Source organism: Sphingomonas sp. Ant20, assembly GCF_000783375.1.
GTDB lineage: Bacteria > Pseudomonadota > Alphaproteobacteria > Sphingomonadales > Sphingomonadaceae > Sphingomonas > Sphingomonas aerolata.
On record NZ_JRVI01000202.1, the window covers coordinates 1 to 12,332 of the forward strand.

4 protein-coding genes and 3 pseudogenes are annotated in these 12,332 nt (G+C 67.2%); 5 read left to right on the forward strand and 2 right to left on the reverse strand.

Translation table 11 applies throughout. The features are described 5' to 3' along the window. Positions 1-1,315 (reverse strand): annotated as a pseudogene (locus NI18_RS18145) (Mur ligase family protein); the annotation flags it as partial. A 48-nt stretch (positions 1,316-1,363) separates the two neighbouring features. Between NI18_RS18145 and NI18_RS18150 the strand changes: the two are divergent. The 4 genes and pseudogenes from NI18_RS18150 to NI18_RS18165 all read left to right on the forward strand — a co-directional run bounded on the left by NI18_RS18150 (position 1,364) and on the right by NI18_RS18165 (position 8,370). Next, entirely contained in the window at positions 1,364-2,179 is an 816-nt protein-coding gene (locus tag NI18_RS18150) for an LD-carboxypeptidase (RefSeq protein ID WP_037532016.1), read from the forward strand. Positions 2,180-2,595: 416 nt separating this feature from the next. Further along, complete coding sequence (thrS, locus tag NI18_RS18155) at positions 2,596-4,587, forward strand: threonine--tRNA ligase (protein WP_031396175.1); 1,992 nt, start codon at positions 2,596-2,598, stop codon at positions 4,585-4,587. A 99-nt stretch (positions 4,588-4,686) separates the two neighbouring features. Next, entirely contained in the window at positions 4,687-5,217 is a 531-nt protein-coding gene (infC, locus tag NI18_RS18160; RefSeq protein WP_031396176.1) for a translation initiation factor IF-3, read from the forward strand. A 334-nt stretch (positions 5,218-5,551) separates the two neighbouring features. After that, positions 5,552-8,370 (forward strand): annotated as a pseudogene (locus NI18_RS18165) (TonB-dependent receptor). A 182-nt stretch (positions 8,371-8,552) separates the two neighbouring features. Here the strand turns inward: NI18_RS18165 and NI18_RS18170 are convergent. Then, a pseudogene (locus tag NI18_RS18170) lies at positions 8,553-11,299 on the reverse strand ([protein-PII] uridylyltransferase). 98 nt (positions 11,300-11,397) lie between these two features. Here NI18_RS18170 and NI18_RS18175 point away from each other — a divergent pair. Further along, on the forward strand, positions 11,398-12,332 hold a 935-nt coding region (locus NI18_RS18175; RefSeq protein WP_037532018.1), incomplete at its 3' end, for a homoserine dehydrogenase.

The following is a 12,332-nucleotide window of genomic DNA, read 5'->3' on the forward strand; positions in this document are numbered from 1 at the left end:
GCGTGCGCCGGCGCGGTCGGCGATGTGGCGGGCGTCGCGGCCCTCCGCGGCGATCCGGGCGACGATGTCGGCGCTGGTGACCTCGCGGGTGACGGTGCCGCCATAATAGGCCGGGTCGGGGGAGGACGAGCAGGTCTTCGGGCGCCATGCGCTCGACGAAGGTGGCAACGAGTTCGGTGCCCATGACCTTCAAGGGACCATAGCCGTGCGGCTGGAAGAGGATCAGCAGGCGGCCGGGAAAGGCGTGGAGCGTATCGAGCGTCGCGGCGATCTTGTCGGGGTTGTGGCCGAAATCGTCGATCACCGCGACGCCGTTTGCCGTGCCGACCAGATCGAAGCGGCGGCGCAGGCCGGTGAAGCTCGCGAGTGCCTTGACCGCGTCGGGCAGCGACACGTCGGCGGCCATCGCCGCGCCGATCGCGGCGAGCGCGTTCGCGACGTTGTGGCGGCCGGGGACGGCGAGCTTCACGCGCGTGCGGACGCCGCGCGAGACGAGGTCGAAGCCAATCGCGAAGGGTTCAGGGGCGAGATTCTCGGCGCGGAGGTCGGCCGACGCGTCGATCGCGAAGGTGGTGACCTGGCCGCGGGGGAGGCGGGCGGCGAGCGCGGCGGCGTCGGGATCGTTGGCGTTGACGACCGCGGTCTCGGCCTTGGCGATGAAGGTGCCGAAGAGCGCGCGGAGTTCGTCGAGCGACTTGTGGTCGAGGCTGACATTGTTGAGGACGGCGATCTTCGGCGCGTAATGCGCGATCGAGCCGTCGCTTTCGTCGACTTCGCTGACGAAGCTGTCGCCGGCTCCGACCAGCGCGCTGGCGAAGGGGGCGTCGGGGGATGCGAAGTTCTTCATCACCGCGCCGTTCATCACGGTCGGGTCGCGGCCGGTGGTGTGGAGGATCCAGCCGATCATGCCGGTGACGGTCGACTTGCCGCTGGTGCCGGCGACACCGATCGGCAGGCGGCTGTCGTTGAACAGGGAGGCGAGCAGCTCGGCGCGGGTGGCGCGCGGGCAGCCGAGCGCGGCGGCGGCGATCATGTCGGGCACGGTCGGCTCGATCGCGGCGGAGGCGACGACGTGCTGGTCCGCGGAGACGATGCCGCTGCCGTCCTGCGGGAAGAGCGCGACGCCCTTGGCGGCGAGGTCGTCGAACTTGGCGGGGACGCGGCCCTGGTCGAGATTGCGGTCCGAGCCCGCGACGGTCGCGCCGCGGCCCGCGAGGATCATCGCGAGCGGCATCATCCCCGACCCGCCGATGCCGATGAAGAAATAGGCGGGCTGGTCGGCGGCGGTCTGGTCGGAGGGGTTGGTGATATCCATGTGCTCGCGCTATCGGCGGTTGCGTAACGGGGCAAGACAGGACGAACCATGCGCATCGGTGTTCTCGCCGCGTCGAGCCGGACCAATCCCTCGGCTATCCCCGTGGTCACCGCCTATGCGGCGCGCGCGTTTCCCGAGGTCGAATTGGTGTTCCATCCGCAATGCACCGCGACCGACGGGCATTTCGCGGGGTCGGATTTCGCGCGGGCGGCGGCGTTTCTCGAATACGCCAATGATCCGGCGTTCGACGCGATCTGGTTTTTGCGCGGGGGCTATGGCGCGAACCGGATCCTGCAGATGGTGATGCCCGAGCTGGGGCGCGCGGCACGGCACAAGACGTATCTGGGCTATTCGGATGTCGGGTTCCTGCTGGGGGCGCTCTACGCGCGGCGGATCGGGCGGGTGGCGCACGGGCCGATGGTGAGCGACATCAACCGGCATGACGGCGAGGCGACGGTGGCGCGGTCGCTGGGGTGGATGGCGCGGGGGAATCGCTCGGGACTCGAGCCGGGGCTCGGGGGGCAGCCCTCGGCGGCGTTCAACCTTTCGATCCTGACGTCGCTGATCGGGACGCCGTGGCTGCCCGACCTGACCGACCACGTGCTGATCGTCGAGGAGGTGTCGGAGCCGATGTATGCGATCGACCGGATGCTGTTCAAAGTGGCGAACGCGACGCAGCTGAAGGGGATTGCCGGGCTCAGGCTGGGGGCGGTCACTGCGGTGCAGGCGAACGAGCCGGCCTGGGGGGAGACGCTGGATTACATGATGGTGCGCTGGGCGCGGGACATGGGGGTGCCGTATCTGGGGCGGGCCGAGGTGGGGCACACGCAGGGGAACCATGTGGTGCCGTTTGGGGTGGGGTGAGGGGGCAGATTGCTTCCACCCCGCGGAGGCCGGGGTCCAGTTGGTGAGGTCGGCGTAACTGAGCGCGGTCTTTTGTCGGCGACGTTTCCCAACTGGGCCCCGGCCTTCGCCGGGGGTGGAGTTTGGGGGTGGTCGCGGGGGATATTGCGGTGTGCTGGGGTCGCGGCGCGCGCGGCGTGGCTCTGGGTCCTGACGTTCGTCAGGATGACGGGGGTGGTTCCCCGGCGGAGGCCGGGGTCCAGGTGGTGAGGTCGGCGTAACTGGGCGCGGTCCTTTGTCGGCGACGTTTCCCAACCGGGCCCCGGCCTTCGCCGGGGAACATGGGGGCGGTTCGTGGGGTGTCGGTGCGTGGCGGGTTGCCTATATCGGCTGGGCGACGGCATAAGCGCCGCTCTTCCATCACGAGAAAGTTCCTCATGTCTGCCATGTTCCGCATTACGCTTCCCGACGGTTCCGTCCGCGAGGTTGCGCCCGGGACTACGCCCGCGGATGTTGCCGCGGCGATCGGGCCGGGGCTTGCCAAGGCGGCGCTGGCGGCGCGGATCGATGGGCAGGTGCGGGATCTCGGGCGGCCGTTCGAGGGGGATACGCAGCTGGCGCTCGTCACCGCGCGCGACGAGGCGGATGCGCTCGAGCTGGTGCGGCATGACCTGGCGCATGTGATGGCCGAAGCGGTGCAGCACCTGTTCCCGGGGACTCAGATCACGTTCGGGCCGGCGACCGATGACGGCTTCTATTACGACTTCGCGCCGAAGGACCGGCCGTTCACCGACGAGGACCTGCCCGCGATCGAGGCGGAGATGCGGGCGATCATCGCGCGGAACGAGCCGTTCCTGCGCGAGGTCTGGAGCCGCCAGCAGCTGATCGACCGGTGGACCGAGCAGGGCGAGACGTTCAAGGCCGAATGGGCCGCCGAACTGCCCGAGGGCGAGGAGCTGACCATCTATCGCCAGGGCGAGTGGCTCGACATGTGCCGCGGGCCGCACATGGTATCGACCGGCAAGCTCGATCCCGCCGCGTTCAAGCTGACGCGCGTGAGCGGTGCCTATTGGCGCGGTGACCAGAAGAACGCGATGCTCAGCCGCATCTACGGCACCGGCTGGCTCAACAAGAAGCAGCTCGACCAGCACCTGTTCCGGCTGGAGGAAGCCGCCAAGCGCGATCATCGGAAGATCGGGCAGGAGATGGACCTGTTCCACCTCCAGTCCGAGGCGCAGGGGTCGGTGTTCTGGCATCCCAACGGCTTCGTGCTGTGGCGCCAGCTGGAGGCGTATATGCGCCGGCGGCTCGATGCTGCGGACTATGCCGAGGTGAAGACGCCGCAGCTGATGGACGCCAAGCAGTGGGAGCAGTCGGGCCACTGGGGCAAGTATCGCGAGAACATGTTCGTGGTGCCCGACGAGATCCCCAATGTGGAAGACGAGGGCGCGGTCCTGTCGGGCGAGGGCGACCTGATGGCGCTCAAGCCGATGAACTGCCCGGCGCACGTCCTGATCTTCAAGCAGGGGATCAAGTCGTATCGCGACCTGCCGATCCGGATGGCGGAGTTCGGCTGCTGCCACCGCAACGAGCCGCATGGCGCGCTGCACGGGATCATGCGCGTCCGCCAGTTCACGCAGGACGACGCGCATATCTTCGTGCGCGAGGACCAGCTGGTCGAGGAGGTGCGCAAGTTCTGCGAGCTGCTCGACAGCGTGTACAAGCATCTGGGCTTCGAGGATTATGCGGTGAAGCTCGCGCTGCGGCCCGAGAAGCGGTTCGGCGACGACGCGATGTGGGACAAGGCGGAGGCCGAGCTGCGCGAGGCGGTGATGCAGTCGACGCTGAGCGACACGATCAAGGCGAATTTCGAGGAGCTGCCGGGCGAGGGCGCGTTCTATGCGCCCAAGCTCGAATTCCACCTGACCGATGCGATCGGGCGGACGTGGCAGGTCGGCACGATCCAGTCGGACCGCGTGCTGCCCGAGCGACTCGACGCGTCCTATGTCGGCGCGGATGGCGAGCGGCACCGGCCGGTGATGCTCCACCGCGCGATTCTGGGCACGTTCGAGCGGTTCATCGGCATATTGATCGAGCATCATGCCGGGCGCTTCCCGCTGTGGCTGGCGCCGGTGCAGGTGGTGGTCGCGACGATCGTGTCGGATGCGGACGACTATGCGCACAGTGTCGTCGCCGCGCTGCGCAAGGCGGGGATCCGCGTCGAGACCGACCTGCGCAACGAGAAGATCAACTACAAGGTGCGCGAGCACAGCCTGGCCAAGGTGCCGGTGCTGTTCGTGGTCGGCAAGCGCGAGGCGGACGAGGCGACGGTCGCGATTCGCCGGCTGGGCAGCCAGGGGCAGGAGATGCTGTCGCTCGACGAGGCGGTGGCACGCCTTGCGATCGAGGCGCGCGCTCCCGATATGTGATGGACGAGGCCGGCTTTCCGCGCAGAGCTTTCTGCGCTATAAGCCGGCCCAAATACTTCGTCAGAAACAACAGGAGCAACCCCCATACGTCCTCCCACGATGCGCCGGCCCATGCAGACGCCCGCGATGAACGGCCCGCGATTCAACGAATTCATCCAGAGCCAGAAGGTCCGCGTGATCGATCACGAGGGCGAGAATCTGGGCGTGATGTACACGCGCGAAGCGATCGAGCAGGCGGCCGAGCATGGTCTGGACCTGGTTGAGGTCTCGCCCAACGCCGATCCGCCCGTCGCCAAGTTCCTCGATGTCGGCAAGTTCAAGTACGAGGCGCAGAAGAAGGCGAACCTCGCACGCAAGTCGCAGAAGACGCAGGAGATCAAGGAGATCAAGATGCGTCCGAACATCGACGACCATGATTACGACACGAAGATGAAGAAGGTAAACGACTTCATCGGCGAGGGCGACAAGGTCAAGATCACGCTGCGCTTCCGTGGCCGCGAGCTGAGCCATGGCCAGCTTGGCATGAACCTGTTGAAGCGCGTGCAGGACGACGTCGCGGAGATCGCCAAGATCGAGGCGTATCCGCGCATGGAAGGCCGTCAGATGCTGATGGTGCTCGCGCCCAAGTAACGGCGTGACGACGCGGCCCACGATGCGGGACGCGATACGACGATAGCGACCCGGCCCATCGGCCCCCTGTTCGGGGCGGTGGGCGTTTGCGTTGGGGTGCAGGTCACCATGACCCTTTCCGTAGCGTCAATCGCCGCGGTCGAACCGCCCGTGCGCGATGCATCGATTTCGGGGCTATCACGCGGTGTTATTGCTCGGTGTTGCGGAAGTGCGACACAGCGACCGGAAAGTTACTTCCGCATACGGAAATCGGTGGACGCTGCATGAAAATTCCAATTACCTCCTGACCAAACCGGAAATTCGAAATAATTCGAAGCCGCCAGGAGAGATGCCCATGCGCATGACCGCATATCTGTTGTCTGCCGCCGCGACGATCGCGATCGCGGCGCCGGCCTTCGCACAGGATGTCCCGACGACGCAGCCCGAGGCGCAGACCGTACCCTCAAATACATCGGGTACCGCCGCCGCGTCGGTCGATGCGCAGCAGCCTCCGGTCGCCGAGAACGCGAATCCCCAGCCGATCAACGCAGGCGACATCGTCATCACCGCGACCCGGCGTTCCGAGCGGCTGTCGAACGTGCCGATCGCGGTGTCCGCGGTCGGCCAGGCCGCGCTGCAGAATTCGGGTGCGACCGACATCCGCCAGATGACGCAGCTCGCGCCGTCGCTGCTGATCTCGTCGACGGGGTCGGAGGCGAACGCCTCGGCGCGTATCCGCGGCATCGGCACGGTCGGCGACAATCCCGGCCTCGAAAGCTCGGTCGCGGTGTTCATCGACGGCGTCTATCGCAGCCGCACGGGTTCGGGGCTCAACGATCTGGGCGAGGTCGACCGGATCGAGGTGCTGCGCGGACCGCAGGGGACGCTGGCCGGGCGCAACGCATCGGCGGGCACGATCAACATCCTGACCAAGCTGCCGTCCTACCAGTTCGGCGGCTATGGCGACGCGACCTATGGCAATTACAACAATATCCGCATCGCGGGCGGGCTGACCGGGCCGATCATCAAGGACAAGCTGGCGTTCCGGCTCGACGGCGTGTTCGGCAAGCGCGACGGCTATTATTACGACGTCATCAACCAGACCGATTACAACGACCGCAACCGCTATTTCGTGCGCGGGCAGCTGCTGTTCGAGCCGAGCGCGACGTGTCGGTGCGGCTGATCGGCGATTACACGCGGCGTGACGAGAAATGCTGTGGTGCGGTCTATATCGACACGCGCGAGAAGATCGATCCGACGCCGGGCGTCGCGGGCGACTTCGCGATCAACCCCGCGGGCAACCGCATCCAGCAGGTCATGCAGAGCATGGGCGCGGTGTTCCCGAGCCAGGGCGACCCGTATAACCGCCGCATCGCCAACACGCTGGGCCGCGCCTATTCGAACATCACCAAGGATTATGGCGGTTCGGGCCAGATCGACGCGAACCTCGGCTTTGCGCAGCTGACCTCGATCACCGCGTACCGCGAGTACAAGTCGGGCGGCGCGGCGGACATCGATTACGGCAATCTCGACATCGGCTACCGTGCGGACGACGGCAACAGCTATCGCCAGTTCCACACCTTCAGCCAGGAAGTCCGGCTGAACGGGTCGCTGTTCGACGACAAGCTCGACTGGCTGGTCGGCGGCTATTATTCGAAGGAAGACCTGGTCGTCGCGGACAATCTGAAGTTCGGGACGCAATATGGCGCGTTCGCCGCGTGCCGGATCGTCGCGACGGTCAACCCGGCGGCGGCGCTGCGCAATCCGGCCAATCCGGGCTGCCTCAGCGCGGCGGGACGTGCGGTCCTGTCCGGACAGGCTCCGGGCACGCAGCCCGCCTTCGGCGCGCTGACCGGTACCATCCTGAGCGGCATCGACCGGTTGAGCACGCTCAACAATCTGGGCGATCAGCGGTCGACCTATTATCAGGACAGCGAGAATTACGCGTTCTTCACGCACAACATCTTCAAGGTCACCGACAAGCTGTCGATCACCGGCGGGCTTCGCTACACGCATGAGGCGAAGGATTTCCACGCCGATTTCAACAACAACAACACCGTCTGCCCCGCGCAGCAGGCGGCGCTGAGCCCGCTGCTGGCGAGCGCGGCGGTGCCCGCCAGCCTGAAGACGCTGGTCGGCGGGATCGTCACGCTGACCTGCACGGGCAATTCGACCTCGGCGCTGAACGGGCTCGATCTGAACGACGGGTTCAAGGAAGGCGAGTTCAGCGGCACGGGGATCGTGTCGTACAAGCCGCGTACCGACACGCTGCTCTATGCGTCCTATTCACGCGGCTACAAGGCGGGCGGCTACAACCTCGACCGGTCGGACCTGACCGCGAACGTGTTCGCGGCGCCGACCAATGCGAGCGCGAGCCGGCTGCGGTTCGATCCCGAGACGGTCAACTCCTATGAGCTGGGGCTGAAGTTCACCTCCGCGCAGTTCACCTTCAACGTCGCGGGCTTCCGCCAGGAGTTCAAGAACTTCCAGCTGAACACGTTCAACGGCACCAACTTCATCGTCCAGAACATCAGCTCGTGCGACACCAGCCTGAACGGCGCGGATCGCGATGCGAGTGCGGCGACGGGCGCGTGCACCGGCGACGTGAAATACGGCGTGCGGTCGCAGGGCGTCGAGCTCGAGGCGGGGCTGTTCCCGGTCCGCGACGTCGCGGTGAGCCTCGGCTACACCTATGTCGACACGACCTTCAAGAACAACCTGGTCGGGTCGGAGACGGGCGAGGCACTCGACCCCGCGCTGTTCCTGCTGTCGGGTAACACGCTGTCGAACGCGCCCAAGCACACGGTCACCGCGTCGGGGACGTGGACGCCCGAGCTGGGGTCGTCGGGGATCACCGGGCTCTTCTACATCGATGGCCGCATGACCAGCGATTATAATACCGGGTCGGACCTGTTCACCGAGAAGGCGCAGGACGGCTTCTTCCTGATGAACGCGCGGATCGGCATCCGCGGGCCGGCGCAGAAATGGGCGGTCGAATTGTGGGCGCAGAACCTGCTCGACACCGATTACCAGCAGGTCGGGTTCAATGCGCCGTTCCAGGGCGCGGGCAATCTCGACCAGGTGAAGGCGTTTGGCGGGGTGGGGAACCAGATCTTCACCTCGTACCTCGCCGAGCCGCGGACCTATGGGCTGACGGTGCGGACGCGGTTCTGATCGTTCAACGTCGCTAGGGAAGGCCGGTCCGCTCGGGAGAGCGGGCCGGCCTTTTTTCGTTTGTGGCGGGGGGGGGGGTGGCGCCTCACCCACGCCGTCATCCTGACGAAAGTCAGGATCCAGGATAACTGAGCGGGACGTTCGTGGCTCTGGATCCTGACTTTCGTCAGGATGACGAAGAATCAGGCGGCGAGGTCGAGTTGCTTGCCGGCGGCCGCCGCGAGCAGGCGGCGTTCGAGGGTCTTCAGCCGGGCGGGGGCGGTGATGCGGTCGCCGGTGAGGTCGGTGATGTAGAAGGTGTCGACCGCGCGTTCGCCATAGGTGGCGACATGCGCGGAGTGGATCGTCACCTTCGACTGGAAGAGCGCCTGGGCGAGCCGGTTGAGCAAGGCGGGGCCGTCGCGGGCGTTGACCTCGACCACGGTGAAGCGGTTCGAGGCGCGGTTGTCGATCATCGCGTTGGGGACGATGTCGAACGCCTCGGCGCGCGCGCGCGGGAGCGGCTTGGCGACGAGGCGGTCGGCGAGCTTGCCGCGGTTGGCGAGCGCATCCTCGATCGCGGTCTTCAGGCGGGCGAGCTGTTCGCTGCCGTCGAACGGGCGGCCGAACGGATCCTGGACGAGGAAATTGTCGACCGCCATGCCGTCGCGCGTGGTGTGGATCCGCGCGTCGATGATGTTGCCGCCCGCGACATGGATCGCGCCGGCAATGCGGTAGAAGAGCCCGGGATGATCCGCGGCGTAGATCGTCACCAGAGTCGCGCCGCGGCCGGGATAGACATGCGCGTCGATCGCGAGCTGCGCGTCGCCGGTGCCCGCGAGGAAGCGCGCATTGTGGACGAGCACGTCCTCGGGCTCGGCGATCCAATAGGCCTCGGGCATGCGGCGGACGAACGCGGCGAACTCGGCGTCGCTCCAGCCGAGATCGGCGTGGAGCGTCTCGTGCTTGGCGGCGATGCGTTCGGCGCGACCCTTCTGCTTGTGGCCGAGCCGGAGCACCTCCTCGGCGGATTCATAGAGGTCGCCGAGCAATTGCCGCTTCCAGCCGTTCCAGACGCCGGGGCCGACCGCGCGGATGTCGACGATGGTGAGCACGAGCAGCAGGCGGAGTCGCTCGGGGCTCTGCACCACGTCGCAGAAGTCGAGGATCGTCTTGAAGTCCGACAGGTCGCGCTTGAACGCGGTCGCGGACATCAGCAGATGCCAGCGGACGAGCCAGGCGACGGTCTCGGTCTCGGCCGGCGACAGGCCGAAGCGCGGGCAGAGACGCTGCGCGACCTCCGCGCCGAGGATCGAATGATCGCCGCCGCGGCCCTTGGCGATGTCGTGGAGCAGCACCGCGACATAGAGGACGCGGCGCGAGACGATCTGGCGGAAGATCGCGCTGGCGAGCGGATGGTCGTCCTTCAACGCGCCATTCTCGATCCGTGCGAGCAGGCCGAGCGCGCGGATCGTGTGTTCGTCGACGGTGTAGTGGTGGTACATGTCGAACTGCATCTGCGCGACGACGCGGCCGAAATCGGGCACGAAGCGGCCGAACACGCCGGTCTCGTTCATCCAGCGCAGGACGAGTTCGGGATCGCGCGGCGAGCTGAGCACGTCGAGGAACAGCGCGTTGGCGGTCGGATCGTCGCGGATGTCGTCGACCAGCTTCACGTCGCGGGCGGCCGCGCGCATCGCGAGCGGGTGGATCTCGAGCGTATTGCGGTCGGCGAGCTGGAAGATCTCGATCAGCCGGACCGGACTTGCACGGAAGAAATCGTCGTCGGGCAGCGCCAGCCGACCGCGGTCGAGGACGAAGCCGTTGAGGCGGCGCGGGCTGCGGCGGATCGTCGGCAGCCCGAAGCGGCGGCCGCGCGCGGCGAACTTCTCGTCGAGATGCGCGAGGAAGACGCCGGTGAGGTCGCGACGGTCTTCGCCTGGAGAAAGTAGAAATGCATGAAGCGCTCGACCTTCGGCTTGCCCGGGCGGTCGGAGAAGCGCATCCGGTCGGCGATCTCGCGCTGGACGTCGAAGGTCAGCCGGTCCTCGGCGCGACCGGTGATGCTGTGGAGGTGGCAGCGCACCGCCTGGAAGAAATTGTCGGCGCGGTGGAAGAGGCGATATTCGGCCTTGGTGAACAGCCCGACATCGACGAGCTGCGCCGCACGCTGGACGTCGTAGATATACTTGCCGATCCAGAAGAGCGCGTGGAGATCGCGCAGGCCGCCCTTGCCCTCCTTGACGTTGGGTTCGACGACATAGCGCGTGTCGCCCATCTTGCGGTGGCGCAGGTCGCGCTCGACGAGCTTGTCGGCGATGAACGCGCGCGCGGTATCCGCCTGGACCTCGACCTTGAAGCGGCGCGAGGCCTCTTCGTAGAGATCCATGTCGCCGGTGACGTAGCGCGCCTCGAGCAAGGCGGTGCGGACGGTGATGTCGGCCTTGGCCTGGCGGATCATCTCGTCGAGCGAGCGGCTGGACTGGCCGAGCTTCAGGCCGAGATCCCAGAGCGTGTAGAGCATCGATTCGATGATGCGCTCGACCCGCGGGGTCTGCTTGCCCGGCGTAAGGAAGCCGATATCGACATCCGAATGCGGCGCCATCTCGCCGCGGCCATAGCCGCCGACCGCGATCAGCGTGAGCCGGTCGCGGGGGGTGGGGGCGGGCGCGGGGTGCAGCCGGGTGGTGGTGAAATCGAACAGCAGGCGGAGCAGCTGGTCGATCAGATAGGCTTGCGCGCTCGACACCTCGAGCCCGCGGCTGGGATGTTCGGCGAGCCGCTTGGCAACCTCGACCCGGCCCGCGTCGAGCGCGGCCTTGAGCAGGATCGTCGCCTGGCGGCCGAGCGCGACCGGGTCGGTCTCGTCCAGCGCGGCGATGGTGTCGGCGACCGCGCGGCGATCGACGATCGCGCGGCGGTTGGGCAGGTGATCGAAGCGGCCGGTCATGCGGGACCAGATAGGGCGCGCGGCGCCATTCGTCATCTTGATTGCGGGAATCCTTCCCGAACCCTAGGTCTTCGCGCGGGTTTGGCGAAAGGAAGACGATGAGCGAAGCGTTGCGCGTGGGACTGGCGGGCCTGGGAACCGTGGGGGGCGGCGTCATCCGGCTGCTCGACGCGAACCGCGAGCTGATCGCCAGACGGGCCGGCCGCGCGATCGAGGTCGTCGCGGTGTCGGCGCGTGACCGCTACAAGGATCGCGGTGTCGATCTGACGCGGTTCGCCTGGGTCGACGATACGACCGCGCTGGCGCAGCAGGCGGACGTCGATGTCGTCGTCGAGCTGATCGGCGGATCGGACGGCCCCGCGCTGACGCTCGCACGCTCGACGCTCGCCGCGGACAAGTCGTTCGTGACTGCGAACAAGGCGATGCTCGCGCATCACGGCTATGAGCTGGCGACCGCGGCGGAAGCGGCGCGTGTCGCGCTGAAGTTCGAGGCGGCGGTCGCGGGCGGGATCCCGGTGATCAAGGGGCTGCGCGAGGGCGCGGCGGCGAACGCGATCGGGCGGGTCTACGGCATCCTCAACGGGACGTGCAATTTCATCCTGAGCAAGATGGAGGCAGAGGGGCGCGATTTCGCCGAGATCCTCGCCGAGGCGCAGGCGCTGGGCTTTGCCGAGGCGGATCCGAGCTTCGACATCGACGGGGTGGATGCGGCGCACAAGCTGTCGATCCTCGCCTCGATCGCGTTCGGGACACGGCCGGCGTTCGACACGGTGGCGGCGAGCGGCATCCGGCACCTGCTGGGCGCGGATATCGCAGAGGCGGCGGCCTTGGGCTACCGCGTGCGGCTGCTCGGGCTGGCGGAGGACGGGCCGGACGGGCTGTTCCAGCGCGTGCATGCGCATCTGGTGCCGGTCGACCATCCGCTCGCGCACGTCACGGGGTCGCTGAACGCGGTCGTCGCGGAGGGCAATTTCGTCGGGCGGCTGCTGTTCCAGGGTGCGGGCGCGGGCGACGGGCCGACCGCGACCGCGGT